19 protein-coding genes are annotated in these 16073 nt (G+C 66.9%); 10 read left to right on the plus strand and 9 right to left on the minus strand.

The features are described from left to right. Positions 1–10: 10 nt before the first annotated feature. Positions 11–3076, minus strand: coding sequence for an efflux RND transporter permease subunit (locus KQ307_RS07100; protein WP_259727461.1), 3066 nt, complete (start codon positions 3074–3076; stop codon positions 11–13). Further along, the gene (locus KQ307_RS07105; RefSeq protein ID WP_259727462.1) at positions 3076–4335 is read right to left on the minus strand and encodes an efflux RND transporter periplasmic adaptor subunit; all 1260 of its coding nucleotides are present in this window, start codon (positions 4333–4335) and stop codon (positions 3076–3078) included. Before KQ307_RS07105 ends, KQ307_RS07100 begins: the two co-directional genes overlap by 1 nt. 212 nt (positions 4336–4547) lie before the next feature. On the opposite strand from KQ307_RS07105, the gene KQ307_RS07110 reads away from it, so the two are divergent. The 4 genes from KQ307_RS07110 (at position 4548) to KQ307_RS07125 (ending at position 8589) form a co-directional block, all read left to right on the plus strand. Continuing rightward, on the plus strand, positions 4548–5102 hold the full coding sequence (locus KQ307_RS07110; protein WP_259727463.1) for a PadR family transcriptional regulator: 555 nt from the start codon (positions 4548–4550) through the stop codon (positions 5100–5102). A gap of 129 nt (positions 5103–5231) precedes the next feature. Next, positions 5232–6518 (plus strand): serine hydrolase, encoded by a 1287-nt coding sequence (locus KQ307_RS07115; RefSeq protein WP_259727464.1) that lies wholly within the window; start codon positions 5232–5234, stop codon positions 6516–6518. Then, entirely contained in the window at positions 6515–8080 is a 1566-nt protein-coding gene (locus KQ307_RS07120; protein ID WP_259727465.1) for an FAD-dependent monooxygenase, read from the plus strand. The genes KQ307_RS07115 and KQ307_RS07120 overlap by 4 nt, the downstream gene beginning before the upstream one ends. Positions 8081–8256: 176 nt before the next feature. Next, the gene (locus KQ307_RS07125) at positions 8257–8589 is read left to right on the plus strand and encodes a serine hydrolase (protein WP_399241563.1); all 333 of its coding nucleotides are present in this window, start codon (positions 8257–8259) and stop codon (positions 8587–8589) included. A 130-nt stretch (positions 8590–8719) separates the two neighbouring features. Here the strand turns inward: KQ307_RS07125 and KQ307_RS07130 are convergent, their stop codons facing one another. The 3 genes from KQ307_RS07130 to KQ307_RS07140 form a co-directional block, all read right to left on the minus strand. Further along, a complete protein-coding gene (locus tag KQ307_RS07130; protein WP_259727467.1) occupies positions 8720–9814 on the minus strand; it encodes a choloylglycine hydrolase family protein in 1095 nt (364 codons plus the stop codon). Continuing rightward, the gene (locus KQ307_RS07135) at positions 9811–10110 is read right to left on the minus strand and encodes a hypothetical protein (RefSeq protein ID WP_259727468.1); all 300 of its coding nucleotides are present in this window, start codon (positions 10108–10110) and stop codon (positions 9811–9813) included. Before KQ307_RS07135 ends, KQ307_RS07130 begins: the two co-directional genes overlap by 4 nt. Before the next feature lie 245 nt (positions 10111–10355). Further along, positions 10356–10598, minus strand: a complete 243-nt coding sequence (locus KQ307_RS07140) for a type II toxin-antitoxin system Phd/YefM family antitoxin (RefSeq protein ID WP_259727469.1) — start codon at positions 10596–10598, stop codon at positions 10356–10358. Positions 10599–10784: 186 nt separating this feature from the next. Here KQ307_RS07140 and KQ307_RS07145 point away from each other — a divergent pair, with 186 nt between their 5' ends. The 4 genes from KQ307_RS07145 to KQ307_RS07160 all read left to right on the plus strand — a co-directional run bounded on the left by KQ307_RS07145 (position 10785) and on the right by KQ307_RS07160 (position 13420). Next, complete coding sequence (locus tag KQ307_RS07145) at positions 10785–12470, plus strand: YdiU family protein (protein ID WP_259727470.1); 1686 nt, start codon at positions 10785–10787, stop codon at positions 12468–12470. An 81-nt stretch (positions 12471–12551) separates the two neighbouring features. Continuing rightward, positions 12552–12725, plus strand: a complete 174-nt coding sequence (locus KQ307_RS07150) for a hypothetical protein (protein WP_259727471.1) — start codon at positions 12552–12554, stop codon at positions 12723–12725. After that, on the plus strand, positions 12715–12933 hold the full coding sequence (locus KQ307_RS07155; RefSeq protein WP_259727472.1) for a hypothetical protein: 219 nt from the start codon (positions 12715–12717) through the stop codon (positions 12931–12933). Before KQ307_RS07150 ends, KQ307_RS07155 begins: the two co-directional genes overlap by 11 nt. A gap of 112 nt (positions 12934–13045) precedes the next feature. Continuing rightward, positions 13046–13420 (plus strand): hypothetical protein, encoded by a 375-nt coding sequence (locus KQ307_RS07160; RefSeq protein WP_259727473.1) that lies wholly within the window; start codon positions 13046–13048, stop codon positions 13418–13420. A gap of 195 nt (positions 13421–13615) precedes the next feature. On the opposite strand, the gene KQ307_RS07165 is transcribed toward KQ307_RS07160, so the two are convergent. The 3 genes from KQ307_RS07165 to KQ307_RS07175 are packed head-to-tail and all read right to left on the minus strand — an operon-like array spanning position 13616 to position 14510. Beyond that, positions 13616–13948 (minus strand): DUF86 domain-containing protein, encoded by a 333-nt coding sequence (locus tag KQ307_RS07165; protein ID WP_259727474.1) that lies wholly within the window; start codon positions 13946–13948, stop codon positions 13616–13618. Beyond that, complete coding sequence (locus KQ307_RS07170) at positions 13948–14235, minus strand: nucleotidyltransferase family protein (RefSeq protein WP_259727475.1); 288 nt, start codon at positions 14233–14235, stop codon at positions 13948–13950. The genes KQ307_RS07165 and KQ307_RS07170 overlap by 1 nt, the downstream gene beginning before the upstream one ends. Before the next feature lie 44 nt (positions 14236–14279). Further along, on the minus strand, positions 14280–14510 hold the full coding sequence (locus KQ307_RS07175; RefSeq protein ID WP_259727476.1) for a hypothetical protein: 231 nt from the start codon (positions 14508–14510) through the stop codon (positions 14280–14282). A 229-nt stretch (positions 14511–14739) separates the two neighbouring features. On the opposite strand from KQ307_RS07175, the gene KQ307_RS07180 reads away from it, so the two are divergent. Then, complete coding sequence (locus tag KQ307_RS07180) at positions 14740–15069, plus strand: nucleotidyltransferase domain-containing protein (protein WP_259727477.1); 330 nt, start codon at positions 14740–14742, stop codon at positions 15067–15069. After that, positions 15062–15418 (plus strand): HEPN domain-containing protein, encoded by a 357-nt coding sequence (locus tag KQ307_RS07185; RefSeq protein WP_259727478.1) that lies wholly within the window; start codon positions 15062–15064, stop codon positions 15416–15418. The genes KQ307_RS07180 and KQ307_RS07185 overlap by 8 nt, the downstream gene beginning before the upstream one ends. Before the next feature lie 300 nt (positions 15419–15718). Here the strand turns inward: KQ307_RS07185 and KQ307_RS07190 are convergent, their stop codons facing one another. Further along, complete coding sequence (locus tag KQ307_RS07190) at positions 15719–16072, minus strand: DUF86 domain-containing protein (protein WP_259727479.1); 354 nt, start codon at positions 16070–16072, stop codon at positions 15719–15721. Position 16073 lies beyond the last annotated feature (1 nt).

Below are 16073 nucleotides of genomic sequence, written 5' to 3' on the forward strand. Positions count from 1 at the left end.
TTGCCGTCGCTCACGCCTCGGCCGCCGGGCGCATCAGCAGGGCGTGGGCGGCCGGCACGTAGAAGAGCGCCAGGGCGGTGGCCCCCACCAGCCCGCCGGACACCGCGATCGCCAGGGGCGGCCAGAAGCCGGTGGGGTCGAGCATCAGCGGCAGGAAACCGGTCACGGTGGTGAGGGTGGTGGCGAGCACGTGGCGGGTGGCGTGCAGCACCACGGCGGTGCTGGCGGTCGTATCGCCACGGGCGGCCGCCGGATCGGTGCGCAGGGCGTTGAGCACCACGATCGAATCGTTCACCGCCAGCCCGATCAGGCCGAGCGTGCCCAGGATCGCGGTGAAGCCGAACAGCGAGCCGCTGAGCTGCAGGGCCAGGGCCGCCAGGCCAACAGAGAGCACCGCCACCGAGGCGATCAGGGCCGCCAGCCGGAACGAGCGGAAGGAGAGCACCAGCGTGGCGGTCATCAGCACCATCAGCACCCCTGCCGTGGACAGCAGGCTGCCAACGGCATCGCCGCGGGCGTCGGCTTCGCCGCCGTAGCTGAGCTGCACCGCCGCCGGCAGTTGCCAGCCGTCGTGCTCCAGCTGGCGGCGGAACTCTGCCAGCACGGAACTGGGCAGGGTGCCGGCGGCGAGATAGGCGCGCACGGCGTTGATGCGCTGGCCGTCACGGCGGGTGATCGAGGCCAACTCCGGCTCCAGCTGCAGCGCGGCCAGGGCGTCGAGCGGGATCGTGCCGCCACCGCCGGGCGCCACCAGATCGAGGGCCGCCAGCTGGCCCGGACCGTCGCGCTGCGCGGCGGCCACCTGCACCCGCACCGGCAAGGTGGTGGTGCCTTCCTGGATCGAGCCGCCCACGGCGCCATCAAGGCCGGCCTGCAGCTGGCGGGCGATCGCCCGGTTGTCGAGGCCGGTGCGGCGGGCCTGCTCCTCATCCACCGCCAGGGCCAGCCGCGGCAGGGCCTCGCTCAAGCTGGCGCTGGTGTGGGTCACCGCCTCGATCTGGGCTAGCCGGCGGCGCAGGTCGTCGCCGATCCGGCGCAGTTGTTGCAGATCGGGGCCCTGCAGGCGCAGCTCGATCGGCGCCGCGAACGGTGGCCCCTGCTCCAGCTGCTTCACCAGGACCTGCGCGTCCGGGAAGCGGCGATCGAGGCTCTGCTGCAGGGAGCGGATCGTGTCGCGCAGGCCCTCGGCACTGCGCAGCTGCACCAGGCCCTGGGCGTAGTGGGGGGCGTTCTCCTGGTCGGCGATCACGTTGTAAAAAAACTGCGGCGCGCTTTCGCCCAGAAACCAGTGCACGTCTTCGACGCTGGGGTGGCGGCGGATCAGGCGTCGCGCCTCCAGGGCCAGCGCTTCGGTGCGGGCGATGGCGCTCTGCTGCGGCAGGCGCAGCTCGATCTGGAACTGGTCGCGGTTGGTGGGGGGGAAGAACTGCCGCTCCAGGCTGGCGAAACAGGCGAAGCCCAGCACCGGCAGCACCAGAGACAGCGCCACGCCCTGCCAGGGATGGCGCAGCACGCGCTGCAGGCCGGCGCGGTAGGGGCCGGTGAGCGCGGGAATGGCCAGGCCCTGCTCCCACCAGCGAACGTTGGGCCCCAGCGGCTGCCAGCGGTGCAGCCGGGCGGCCACGGCCAGGATCACCGCGAGCGAGAGCAGCAGCGAGCAGGCCAGGGCCAGGATCACCGTGAGGCCGATCGTGCCGATGAATTCGCCTGTGGCCCCTGGTGAGGTGGCGATCGGCACGAAGGAAAGCACGGTGGTGAGCGTGGCGGCCAGCATCGGGACCAGCAGGTAGCGGCTGGTCTGCCGCACCGCCTCCCCGGGTGGTGTGCCGGCCCGCAGGCGTTGCTGCAGCTCTTCCACCACCACGATGGCGTTGTCGATCAGCAGGCCCAGGGCGATCACCAGGCCGGTTGCCGACATCTGATGCAGCGGCACCTCCAGCACCCGCAGGCAGCCGAGCACCATCAGCGCGGTGAGCGGCAGGGCTGCCCCCACCACAAGGGCCGCGCGGCCGCCGAGCATCAGCACCGACACGGCCACCACCAGCAGCGACCCGGTGATCAGGTTGTTGATCACGCCATCGAGGCGTTCCTGCACGTAGCGGCTCTGATCGAGCACGGTGTGCAGCCCCAGGCCCGCCGGCAGGGTGGCGCGCACCTCCTCCAGCAGCTGGCGCGCGTCATTGGCCCAGTGGTCGAGTCGCACGCTCGGGGCCACCGTGGCCGCCACCACCACGGCGGGCTGGCCGTGCACCAGCGCCAGCTGGGCGGCGGGCAGGCGCACCCCGCGGCTCACCTCGGCCACCTGGGCCAGGCGGGCACTGGCGCCATCGGCCCCCACCGTCAACGGGATGGAGCGGATCCGCTCTAGCGAATCGAGGGCGCCATCGAGCTGCAGCAGGAAGTCACCGCGCTCGCTGCGCACCTGTCCAGCGGCTTCCTTGGCATCGCTGGCGGCGATGCGTTCGGAGAGGTCGCGGGCGGTGAGCCCCAGCCGGGCCAGCTCGCGGGCACCGATCTCGACGCGGATCTCCTCCTCGGGTTCACCGCTGATCTCCACCTTGTTGGTGCCGGGGATGGCGCGCAGGCGGGTCTGGAGGTCGTCGGCCAGGCGGGAGAGCAGGCCCAGATCAGCCGGACCGGGCAGCTCCCAGGTGAGACCGACAATCAGGGCGCTGGCACCCACATTGCCGTCACGGAATTCCGGATCCGTGGCCTCCGGCGGCAGCAGGGGGGTGGCGTCGTCGATCTTGCTGCGCACCTTGCTCCAGGCCGGCGCCACCTGGCGCACGCCGTCCTTGAGCACCACCGCAATCACTGAACTGCCGGTGGAAGAGGTGGAGGAGAGTGCGTCCACCTCTTCCAGTTCCAGCAGGGCGTCTTCCAGGGGTTTGGTGATCAGCGCCTCCACCCGCTCCGGCGTGGCCCCCGGCAGGGTGGTGATCACCAGGGCGTTGCGCTGGGTGATCAACGGATCCTCCAGCCGCGGCAGGGTGAGCAGGGAACTGAGCCCCCACACCACCACCAGCAGCACGGTGAGCAGCAGCAGCTGCCGGTTGCGGTGGAACAGGTCGCCCATCAGTTCGCCTCCTGCACCCACACGCCCGGCACCAGGCGCTGGGTGCCGGCGGCGATCACGCGCTCGCCGGGGCGCAGGGTGCCGCGCACCAAGGAGCGCTCGCCGTCGCTGTGCACGATCTCCACCAGGCGGCGGGCCACCTGCTGCCCCTGCGCTGGCGCCTTGCTGTTGTCGGTGGAGCCGGAGCTGCCGCTGATCGCTCTGAGCCCATCAGTGCCGGCCGCAGCCTTCACCACGTACACCGACCACAGCCCCCCTTCGGCCGCCACCAGCGCCGTGGTGGGCAGCCAGAAGCCTTCGCCCCGCTCACTGCGCTGCAGGCTGAGCCGGGCGGTGGCCCCCACCGGCAGGTCGCTCACCGGCAGGCGCAGCACCACGGTGACGGTGCGGCTGGCGGCATCGAGCTCCGGCAGCAGGGCGCTGACGCTGGCGATCAGGCGGCGTTCCCCCACCTGAACCGGATGGTTCTCACCCAGCCGCAGGCCCTGCGCGGCTGAGGGAGGCACCCCCACCCGCAGCTCCTGGGGCGCGGCCTCCACCAGCGTGACCACCGCCTGGCCACCGCTCACCACCACGCCCTCATCGAGCAGCCGTCGGCTCACCGTGCCGGCGAAGGGGGCCACCAGCACGCTGCGGCCCAGATCCACATCGATCTGGCGCAGGCGGGCGCTGACGTCGTCCACCTGGCTCTCGGCCTGAAGCAGGCGGCTGCGCAGGGCGGCGCTGCCATGGATCTGCTGATCGAGATCCTCCCGGGCGATGGCGCCCTGGGCATGCAGCTGGCGGCGCCGTTCGCGCTGCAGCTCGGCCAGGATCAGTTGCTGGCGCACTTCCTCCACGCCGGCCAGCGCCACCCGCCGCTGGGCCGCCGCCTGCTGACGCTGGGCCTGCAGGCGGCGGCGATCGAGGCGGGCAAGCGGCTGCCCCTGGGCCACGCGGTCGCCTTCCTCCACCAGCACCTGCTCGATCGTGCCGGGCAGCTCGAAGCCGAGGCTGCTGCTGCGGCCGGCCACCACCTCACCGGTGTAGGCGCGGCTGGTAAGGAAGCTGCTCACCGGCACGGCCGTCACCACCGCCACCGGCAGGGGGCGGATCGCGGCGGGGCGGGGCCGCAAGCCGGGTGACAGGGCCAGGGCAATGGCAGCGGTGGCGGCCAGCGGCAGGCCCCAACGGACCCAGCGAGGCTCAAGGGACCCGCGCAACGCCTGCCGCAGCGCTGGGACTGGGGCGGCAGGCGGCTGTGCGGGGGCGGAATCCATCGGTGGAATCGGGTGAGCAGCGCTGGCAGGGCAGTTGCTGGCCGGGCAGTGACGGCTGGGCAGGGGTGGCCGGGCGCGTTGCTCCTCCAACTTGCTACACAACAGGTTGAGTATGTGCATCAGTGTATGCACAACAAATTGAGTAGGTCAAGCGCCGGCGGTTGCGGCTGGGCCAGGATCAGCTGCCAAGCCGTTGCGACCTTTCCCCTGCCATGGCCCTGGCGCACACGATCCTCACGGTGCTCTGCGAGAAGGAGGCCAGCGGCTACGACATCAGCAAGCAGTTCGAGGAGTCGATGGCCTGCTATTGGACGGCCAGCCAGCAGCAGATCTACCGGGAGCTGGGGCGGATCGAGCAGAACGGCTGGGCCTGCTGCCAGGTGGTGCCGCAGCACGGCAAGCCCGATCGCAAGGTGTATGCGATCACCGAGGCGGGCCGCCAGGAGTTGCGCCAGTGGGCGGCCGAGCCCTCCCTGCCCACCCCGATCCGCGAAGACCTGCTGGTGAAGGTGCTCGGCGGCCCCTACGCCGAGCCCGAGCAGCTGCTGGCGGAAGTGCAACGCCGCCGCGCCGTGCATGCCGCCCAGCTCGCCTCCTATCAGGAGACAGAGGCGTTGGTGCTCAGCCAGGCCGGGCTGCCGCTGCAGGAGCAGTACCGCTATCTCACCTTGCGCCGCGGCATCCTGTTCGAGCAGGAATGGATCCGCTGGTGCGATGAGGTGATCGCCTTTCTGCACCAGCAGCACCCCCCTGCGTCGCCGCCATGAGCGCACCCGCGCCACAGCCGGGCCCTTCCTGCGAACCCACCGGCCTGCCCGCCGTTTCGCCGCCGTGGCTGATCACGGCTCACCGATGATCCCCCTGCAGATGACGCGCTGACAGCGATGGTGATCCGAATGGTGCCGCTGCCTGTGCGAGCGCGTGGCAATCCTCGCTGGCTCGCCCAATCTGCGCGGCGCGTTCTTGGCGTTGTGCTCGCTGGTGGCCTGAGCGGAGCGGCGCCCGCCTTGGCCATGAACGCCAACGAGGGGCGCGCGGCGCCTTCCGCCCAGGCAGCCGCCATCCTGCGGATCGTGCGCCAGCGCATGGCGGCCGATCACCTGAGGGCGGTGATCGTGCGCGTCACGATCGACGGCAAGGAGGTGGTCACCGAGGCGATGGGCGAGTCGATCACGGGCGTGCCCGCCACGAAAGACATGCACTTCCGCAACGGGGCAGTGGCCATCTCCTACGTGGCGACGCTGCTGCTGCAACTGGTCGACGAGAACAAGGTGAGCCTCGACGACAAGCTCTCGCGCTGGCTGCCGGACATCCCGAACGCGGATCGCGTCACGCTCGGCCAGCTGGCCCGGATGACCTCCGGCTACCGCGATTACGTGATCGGCAATGACGCCTTCGACAAGGTTCTGCTCGAGAACCCGTTCCGCCAGTTCGAGGTGCAGGACCTGCTCGCCTACGCGGATCTGCAGACGCTGCTGTACGAGCCCGGCACCAGCTGGAACTATGCGCACACGAACTACATCCTGCTCGGCCTGGCGCTTGAAACCATCACGGGCCAGACGATCCCTGCGCTGATGCAGGAGCGGATCTTCACACCCCTGAAGCTCCGCAACACCCTGGATCCCGGCGGTACGCCCGCAATCGCGCCGCCCGTTCTGCACGCCTTCTCCTCGGAGCGGCGGCAGTCGCTCGGCCTCAAAGCAGGAACGCGTTTCTATGAGGAGTCGACCTACTGGAACCCGTCGTGGACGATCACACGCGGTGCGGTTCAGACCACCACCATCCACGACATGGCCACATCCGCCGAGGCGATCGGCACAGGACGGCTCCTGTCGCCGGAGAGCCACAGGCTGCAGATCGCTCCGAAGCTGCGGGGCTTCGGCAGGCCGATCGAGGGCTGTGCAACCTGCGCCACGCTCAGCGACTTCTACACCTATGGGATCGGGATCGTGCTCTCGGGCCCCTGGCTGCTCCAGAACCCGCTGTTCTCTGGGCAGGCCGGGGTGATGGCCTATCTGCCATCGAAGAAGATCGCGATCGCCGTTGCGGTGACCTTCAACGAAGCGGCCTTCGATCCGAGCGGTGCGTACCGGAATTCAGCTGATGACATCTTCCGCGAGATCGGCGCTTACCTGGCGCCGGGTGAAGCTCCGCCCGTGAAGCCTCAAGCCACCGCCCCGTGACTGTCTCCCTGCCCAGCCAGACCTGCGTGCTCGTGGTGGGGGCGGGCCCCACGGGCCTGCTGCTGGCGGGGGAGCTGCAGCGCCGTGGCGTGCCCACCCTGCTGATCGACGCCCGGGCCGAAGCCCTGCACTGGGACCGGGCCACGGTGATCCACCCGCTCTCGCTGGAGATCTTCGAGGCGCTGGGGCTGGTGGATCGGTTGCTCGAAGCCGGCTGCCGGCAGCGGCGGATCCTGATCCATGCCGACGGCCGACGGCTGGGTGAACTGGATCTGTCCGTCTGCGGCAGCCGCTACGGCTTCAACATCGGCCTCTCAGAAGAGGTGACCGAAGCGATCCTCACGGACCATCTCGAGAGCGCTGGGGGCACAGTGCACCGCACCTGCCGGCTGGTGGCTCTCCAGCCCAGCGACGACGGGGTGATCGCCACGGTGAGCGGCGGCGAGCTGGAGCAATCCGTGCAGGCCCGCTGGGTGGTGGGCTGCGACGGCCTGCGCAGCACCACCCGCGAGCTGAGCGGCCTCCGCTTCGAGGGCCAGGCCATCACCCGCCCCTGGGCCGTGTTCGATGCGGCGGTGGAGGGCTGGGCCGACAGCCATGAGCTGAACGCGGCCTATCTCGACGCCTCGCCGCTGATCCTCACGGCCCTGCCCGAGCAGCGCTGGCGGGTGTATCTGCGGCCCGCCGATGAGCAGGGTGATCTGGTGGCGGAGGCCACCGCCGTGCTGCAGCGCTATCTGCCGGCGGCCCACTTCAGCGGTGTGGAGAACCCCAGCCGCTTCCACTGCCACAGCCGGGTGGCCAGCGCCTTCCGGGCCGGGCCGGTGTTCGTGGCCGGCGATGCCGCCCACGTGTGCTCGCCCGCCGAGGGTCACGGGATGAACTGCGGGCTGCAGGATGCCGCCAACCTGGCCTGGAAGCTGGCGCTGGTGCACCACGGCGCCGCCGCCCCTGCCCTGCTGGACAGCTACGAGCAGGAGCGGCGCCCGGTGGCGCAGCAGATCTGCCGCTCCGGCGAGGCCACCGAGCAGGCCCACGCCCTGCAGGAACGCGAGGCGCGCGCCGCCCGCGACCGCTCGATCGCCACCATGCTGGCCAATCCGGTGGCCCGCCAGCAGGAGGTGGTGGCCGAAACCGAGCTGGACGTGAGCTACGCCGACTCGGCGATCAGCGGCGGCAGCGGTGGCCAAGGCGGCCAACCATTCGCTGCCGGTCAGCGGCTGCCCACCACGATCGCGCTGCCGACCGGCGCGGGAGCTGTCCTGCTGCACCAGCTCACCCACCGACGCGGCCACACGCTGCTGCTGCTGGCTGGTCCGCAGGCACCGCCGGAGGCACTCGCCAGCCTGCAGGCAGAGCTGGAGGCCGAGCGGGCCAGCGGCATGGTTCCGCCGGCGCTGGTGGAGGCGGTGGTGTCGCTGCGGCTGGAGGAGGCGCCCAGCCTGGGCCTGGGGCCCCTCACCCTGCTGGCCGTGCGGCCAGACGGCTTCATCGGCCTGCGGGCTGATGCGGATCACCGCAGCGCGGTGCGGCGGTATGCCGCGTTGGTGCTGGGCTGCTGAGTAGGCCAGCTCACCTGGGGGTGGGGCGCTGCCAAGGCGCGTCAGTCTTCAACTCAATGGTGATTCGACAGTTGCAGCTGGCTGCACGAGCGAGTGAACATCCGAGTGAACATCCAGGCTGGCTCGCCCAACCTGCGAGGCGCGCTCTTGGCAACGGCGCTGTCGCCATCTCCTACGTGGCGACCCTGCTGCTGCAGCTGGTCGACGAGAACAAGGTGAGCCTCAACGACAAGCTCTCGCGCTGGCTGCCGGACATCCCGAACGCGGATCGGGTCACGCTCGGCCAGCTCGCCCGGCTGACCTCCGGCTACCGCGGTGCAATCCAGACCACCAACATCCACGACATGGCGACCTCAGCTGAGCCGATCGGGATGGGGCCTTGCTTGGCGCGGTCATGGCGTGAGATGCCGAGAGAACGCCGCAAAGGACGCCGAAAGAACAAACAGGAAGTCTGTTGTGGTGAAGGCCGGATGGCCACACTGCCTGGATCAGTCCGCCAGGGAAGATGACGGCGCCGGAGAATCGCCGTGGAGATATCAGCTCCCGGGCTTGAGCAAGCGGCCCGAAAGACGCACCACCAGCTGATCCGCCGTCGTGGCCGATGCGACGATCCTGTGGCCGCCTCCGGCAGGCGTGGCTTCAGGGATTCAGCGACTGGATCCGCTCCTTGCCCTGCATCGAAAAGCGGCTGATGGTGCTGGCGTTGAGATCCAGCTTCATCAGGTCCACCGAGCGGATCTGACTGTTCTCAAAGGTGCGGAAGAGAAAGCGCTTGCGAGCCAGGTCGTTGGCGCTGGTCCACAGGGTGTAGTCGGCGAGCACATTGCCGTGCTCATCCTTGTGGCCTTCACGGGCTGCCCCCTTGGGGATGTCGAAGTTGTTGAGCGCATGGAACGCCTCGAGCACGGCGTCGTCGCCCGTCTTGCCCGGCTCGACGGAGGTGGAGAAGGCCACCGCCCGCACGAAGCGAGAGGGGGGCGTGAAATCCCCCGGCAGGCCCAGCATGCCGGCGCCCATGCCAAGGGGCTGCAGCTTCACGCCGCCGACCGTGACGGGAGCGGGGTTGGTGAGCGAAAAGTTCACGTAGTTGCGCAGGTTCGTCATGTGCCAGTCGAAGGACGGCGAATTCGCCATAACTCCCAGGGGATTGTCATGAACCTGAAGCTTGCCGCCGATGTATTCAATGACGATGCTTTTGCCGCTGGCATCATTGACGATGTAGTGAACGGGAGGGGTGAACCCCCAGGCCGGGAAGATCACATCCGCCACCACCACGTTGCCGATGTTGCGCCGCACCTCCTCCACGCTGGCGAAGCTCTCCAGAAGCCAGGAGCCGAGCTCCCAGGGGGCGAGGGTTCTGCCGGCACTGGCGGCGCTGAACTTCTGGAAGCCGGCGCTGCCGGGGAAGTAGAAGGTGCCCACCGCCAGGCCCTTCTCGTTGAGACCATCGAAGATGAAGGGCAGTTTCTCCCCGTTGGCACCGAGGGAGGCATAGCGGGATGTCCAGCGCATTCCCGCTTTGCCGCCGGGTGCGGTGCCGGTGCGCGCGAAGCCCCGGGGCACCATGATCACTTCGGATTTGATGTCTGTCGCAAACTCCAGGGTGCGCGCGAAGACCACATCGCCGTTGCGGGCGATCAGCCGGATCCCCGTGCAGGCCTCGGCTGCCTGGGCAGTGAGCAGGGCGGCGACGGCCAGGGCATTCGCGAACAGGGTGCTCAGGGTGTGCTTCATCGGGGGCGTCGGTGCGGGGCAGGTGATGCCTTCAGGCATTGTGGACGCAAGGCTGCCTCCTTGCTGGCGCTGTAACACTGCTCATCGAGCTGATTGCAACCAGCCGTTGGAACCAGGCGGGCCTGGAAAGGCTGGATGCTGCAGAAGATCGGTTTGGTGTACAGCTGCCGCAGCAGATAGAAATCCGCCTGGGAGTAGTTGGCGAAGAAGTGATCGTCCAGTTGAATCCCATCGCCGTGGCGGGCCTCATGCACCAGGTCTTCGATGCGCAGTGAGCGGTACTGCGGAGACTGCACCAACACCACAGGCAGGAGCCCCTGCCGGCGTGCATCGCGTCGGACACCTTGCGGACGTCCAGGAACACCATCCGGTCGTTGCTGGCGCGGATCTGGGCCATGGTCGTGCCCAGCGACCGCTGGGAGGCGTAGTACCAGATCTGGGGCTGCGACAGCCAGGTGCCGTTGGGGGCCACAGTGAACCATCCGCTTTCGCTGGAGATCTTCGAGGCACTGGGGCTGCCGGGTGAACAGAATCGACCAACTCACCAGCCCGGTTGGCTGCTCAGTTCCGTTGAGGGTGCGGCCATCCCATCCAGGATCGATTCGCGCATTCCAGAAATCGAAACCAGGTGCAGGGTTTCCTGGATGGTTCGCCAGTCGTCTTCCGAGAGGAGCAGGGCGTTGCCGCGCTTGCCGGTGATCTGGACCGGCTCATGGGATTGCCCCACCTCGTCGATGAGGGCGTACAGCCGCTTGCGGGCCTCGGTGGCGGAAAGGCTGCTCACTGACCCTCCAGAAGGCGTACGCCAAACCGTACTGCTCTCGGTTCTCGTCCGGGCTGGTTTCGTTGTGGCATCAGCAGGGGGAGAAGATGGCCTCAACGTCAGGGCCAGGCCCAAGGCAGCCCAACACCTGAGAGACCCGTGACGACAACAGTGACGACAACAGTGACGACAACAGTGACCTCAGCAGTGCCCGCAGCAGTTCTGACAACAACGTTCGCTGAGTTTGCCCAGCGGGCCGACTATTCGCTGCTGGATTCTCTGCAGGCGGACCCTCAGGCCAGCGGCGATGGCCACGATCACCGGCCCCGCCAGGTGTTCTCGGGTCATTACGTGCCGGTGACGCCCACGCCGCTGCCAGCGCCGGAGCTTGTGGCGCACAGCAGCACCCTGTTCCAGGAGCTGGGCCTGAGCGAGGCGCTGGCTGGCGACGACCAATTCATCCAGCTGTTTTCCGGTGACATCAGCGTGGCCACAGCGCCGCTGCGACCGTATGGCTGGGCCACCGGTTATGCCCTCTCGATCTACGGCACCGAATACACCCAGCAGTGTCCGTTCGGCACCGGCAACGGCTATGGCGATGGCCGGGCCATTTCCGTGTTCGAAGGCGTCTTCAACGGCAAGCGCTGGGAGATGCAACTCAAAGGCGGTGGCCCCACGCCCTACTGCCGCGGCGCCGATGGCCGCGCCGTGCTGCGCTCCAGCGTGCGTGAGTTTCTGGCGCAGGAGTTCTTGCACGCCCTGGGGGTGCCCACCTCCCGCTCGCTGACGCTGGTGATGTCCAGGTCTGAAACCGTGCGCAGGCCCTGGTATGCGCCGAACTCCCGCTCGTTCGATCCCGACATCCTGGTGGACAACCCAGCGGCGATCAGCACCCGGGTGGCGCCATCGTTTCTGCGGGTGGGCCAGCTGGAGCTGTTCGCCCGCCGTGCCCGCAGCGAGGCCCATCCGGGTGCGCTGAACGAGCTGCAGATGATCGTTCAGCACCTGATCGTGCGGAACTACCGGCCAGAGATTGATCCAGGCCTGGATTTCAGCGACCAGGTGGTTGAGCTGGCGGGCTTGTTTCGCACGCGGCTCACTTCACTGGTGGCAAACTGGATGCGCGTTGGCTATTGCCAGGGCAATTTCAACAGCGACAATTGCGCCGCTGGTGGCTACACCCTCGACTACGGCCCCTTCGGCTTCTGCGAACTGTTCGATCCCCGCTTTCAGCCCTGGACCGGCGGCGGCGAGCATTTCTGCTTCTTCAACCAACCAGTTGCGGCTGAAGCCAATTACCAGATGTTCTGGTCCGCCATCAGGCCGCTGCTCGCCGGCAACACGCAGGCCCTGGCAAGGCTGGATCAGATCCAGGGCGGCTTCAGCGAAGCGATGCAGCAGGAGATCGAGGCGATGTGGGCCAGCAAGCTCGGCCTGATCAGCTACAACGCCACGCTGGTGAACGAGCTGCTGGAGCTGATGGTGCTCTCCAAGGTGGATTACACGATCTTCTTCCGCCGGCTCTCTGAGATTCCCGAGCAACTCTCCGCCTTGAAAGAGAGCTTCTACCTGCCGTGTTCGGAAGAGCTTGATGCGCAATGGACGCAGTGGCTGCAACGCTGGCGGGATCGCGTCACGGCAGGTGGCGACATCAAGGCGACATCCGCTGCGATGCAACGGGTGAATCCTGCGATCACCTGGCGCGAATGGCTGATCGCCCCGGCCTATGAACAGGCGGCGCAGGGGGATTTCAGCCTGGTCAGGGAGCTGCAGGAGGTGTTCGGCCATCCCTACGACAAGCCAGCAGCGGAGCTAGCGGCCACCTACGACCGCCTCAAGCCCAGGGACTTCTTCAACGCCGGTGGCGTGTCGCATTACAGCTGCTCATCGTGAGCGATTTCGGCCGATACTGAGCAGATCTCTCTGGCCCCATGAGCCTCGCCCTCGCCCAGCCGCAGCCACCTGGATCTGTTGGTGGAGTTTCAGCCGATCGAACCCGGAGACCTGGTGCGCGCTTACTTCGGCCTGGAGCAACAACTTGCCTCGATCACAGGCAAGTCGGTGGATCTGGTGATGGCCGATGCCGTGCGCAATCCCTATGTGCGCCGCACGATCGAGGCGTCGAAGCAGCTGATTGATGAAGCGTGATCCTCGGGCCTTTCTCAGCGATCGCATCAGCCTCGACGACTACAGCAAGAGCCGCCTGATTCGCTCCGCTGTTGAGCGGGAGTTCACCATCAATGATCAGCTCGTCTGGGGCGTGATCCAGGGCAATCTGACAGCTCTTTTGGAGCAGTGCACCCAACTGCTCAGTGATCTCAATGGAGCCCGAAGGCCCGCTTCTAGATTGCATTGAAGGAGCTCACCTGGGCTGTGACCGAGCATCTGGAGGTACTCAATCGTGCTCCTGGCGGGAGCTGGAGGCGTTACGGAGGGGGCACTGGTGAGCGCAGCTACCCACGCCTTCCTTGGCCACCCGCGCCGTCTACACCTTCTCCGGCTTTACCGGCGAACAGGATCACCACCTCTACCTTCACCACGACGGCTACCCGACCGGTGCCGCCTGGCGATTGAGCCAAGCCCTGCAACTCGGGGATGAGCCCTCGGCCTTCCTCCGCTCCTTTCGCAGCACCCAGGCCGCTGCAGAACCGTTGGCCCACCCAGAGCACTGCGGCGATGCCGAGTACCGCTACCACGTGCAACTGATCAACAGCGCCGATCCCTCGATTCAGGTGCAGTGCTGGCGGCGGCTGCCGGAGGGAAAGAACTGGCACATGCGCTGCAACCCCATGCCGTTGGCCGCGTTCATCCAGCGGTTCCTACCCAGCGAGAGCCCGGCCTGAACGTCGATCAGCTGCAACAGGGATCAGCCGCAACAGGTGGAGCCCGAGGGCTTCATTGAGCCCGGCCAGGTCAACGCCCTCCGGCCGTAGCCGCTGCTTCGATTGAGCCGGTGCGTCTGCCGAGGCGTTCACACCACCCATGAAATCTGACCCACCATCAGCCTTTCGCCCTTGTCGCCCATGTCGCTAGCGGCCTCAGCCCTGATTCAGGATCGCGTCGATCTCGCGACGGATCTCCGGAAAGCGCTGGTAGGCCATCCATACCTCCTCAAGATCCACCACGTCGTAGGCGTGGATCAGCACATCGCGCATCCCTGCCATCGTCCGCCAGGGCACATCAGTGTGAAGCAATCTCAACTCAGGACTGAGACGCTTGGTGGCTTCGCCAAGAATCTCAAGACATCGAATGACGGCATCCTGGAGATAATCCTTCTCCCTGAAGGTCTCGGCATTTTCAATCGGGTAGCCCAGAGCCCGATCGAGAACAGACAGGATATCGATCAGAGCCTGGCGATCCCGCGCGTCCATCACAGGGGAATGGCTTCGCCTTCCACAGTGGCTTTCAGATCAGGCTTGAGGTTGCGGCGGCGGATCAGATCCACCCGGGTGAGCAGCAGATCCTCCAGAGCGGATTTGAGTTCGGCCCGGTCGAACAGGCTGGCGCCGGCGGGAAGGTCCACGAGCAGATCCACATCACTGCTGGGCACGGCCTGATCCCGCGCCACGGAGCCGAACACCGCCGGATTGCTGGCGCCATGGCGGGCGAGCAGTTCATGGAGCTGTGGGGCCAGTTGTTGCAGCTCCGCGAGACGCATGGTCGCTCCAGGCCTGTTGTGCGCTGTGTGCATACCTGGTGACGCTAAACCGCCACCGCCAGCTCCGGATAGAAGGCCCCCGTGATCGCCCGCTGCAGCCGCCAGCGAATCGCCATCGGCCGCTCGCCTTCGTGGTTCACATAATGGGCAAAGCCCAGGCTCAGGAATGGCAGCGTGACGCCGCCCACGCCGGTTCTCTCTGCTGCGCAGAAGCCCTTGGCTACGCGGCCGGGGAAGGGGTGGGCTTCGTTCAGCAAGCCAAACGCCGCAAACACCTCAGCGAGCGCGGGAGCAGCGGCCGTGGAGCTTCAGGGGCACATGGCTTCGGCCACTACCCCAGAGCTGGGCCAGCAGCATCCGCCACTGACGCTCCGCATACAGATCCAACCCCGCCGGATCAGCTCCAACCGAGCCCTTCCAGGATCGCCGCCAGTCTCCGTTCGCCGGTGCAGTGGGCCAAGAGCCCAATGGCCTGCCCATGGAAGCTTCGCGATGATGGAGCCCATGACCACCACCCCGACACCTCTGGTGACCCGCGAGGCGCTGCTTGCTTTCACGCAGCGGCTGGTGGAGTGCTACGCCCCCGAGAAGGTGATCCTGTTCGGTTCTTTGGCTCGTGGAGAAGCGCGCTGGGATTCGGATGCGGACATCTTGGTGGTGATGCCCTTCGAGGGACGCCACCTAGCCAAGATCCGTGAAATACGCCGACTCTGCCAGGTGCGATTCCCCCTGGATCTCCTGGTGCGGCGGCCAGAGGAGATTGAGCTTCGCTACCGGGGGGGCGATCCGGTTGTGCGCGAGGCGCTTGACCATGGCGAGCTGCTGCATGGCTGAACCCTGGTCGGCCGTTCCGGGGTGGATTGCCAAGGCCGAGGGCGATTGGGAAGTACTGGAGATCCTCCTGACCAGGAACACACCCGGCTTGCGCGATGCGGTGGTCTTTCACGCCCAGCAATGTGTGGAGAAACTGCTCAAAGCCCGGTTGATCCAGCTCGGGCATACGGTCGACAAGATCCATGACCCGGCCATCCTGTCTCGCCAACTGGAAGCTGTGGATGGACAATGGAGCTGGGATGGTGAGGAACTGGCTGATCTGTCCTCAGGAGCGGTGCTCGCTCGCTATCCGGGTTTTAAACCTCAGCCGAGGAACAGGCAGAACAGGTGGAATTGGCCAGCAATCTGAGGCAGGCCCTGCGGATTCTGCTTGGCTCAGAACAGCAGGAAGAGTGAACAAACTGACTGACGTGGTGGGTGCTCACACCGCCCCCTCAAACCGCCACCGCCAGCTCCGGATAGAACGCCCCCGGAATCGGCCGCTGCAGCCGCCAGCGAATCGCCGCTCTTCAACCAAAACGATCCGCTCGTCTTCGTGGCTCATGGATCCGGCAATGAGCAGGCACAGGAACGGCACGTGGAGAAGCCGCATCTCGAGTGATGGGGAGGACCAGGCCCATTCAGGCGTTGGATGCTTTCAAGTCGCTGGCTAAGGCATTGGGGCGTTATTGCTGAGTACATCCTGCAGAGAGGTTTTGAGGCCAGGGAGGTCATTCTGGATTGCATCCCAGAGGATCAGCTGATCCACGGTTTCGTAGACATGAATGATTCTGTTGCGGGTACCCACGATGCGGCGGAGATCGGGGATGACGTCAAGAACGCTGGGATCGGCATCCAGGGCCCGCTTGAGTGCCTCTCCGATGATTTCGAACTTACGTTCCACTGCTGATTGGATCAGTTCATCGTCAAGGTAGTGATCAAGGGTGCAGTTCTCAATGAAGCGCTCAATCGCCTCGATGGCCTCAAAGGCGTCAAGCAGGCGTTTCAGCGCCTCCCTTCGCATG

Source organism: Synechococcus sp. CS-1326, assembly GCF_025128115.1.
In the GTDB taxonomy this organism is placed as follows: domain Bacteria; phylum Cyanobacteriota; class Cyanobacteriia; order PCC-6307; family Cyanobiaceae; genus Regnicoccus.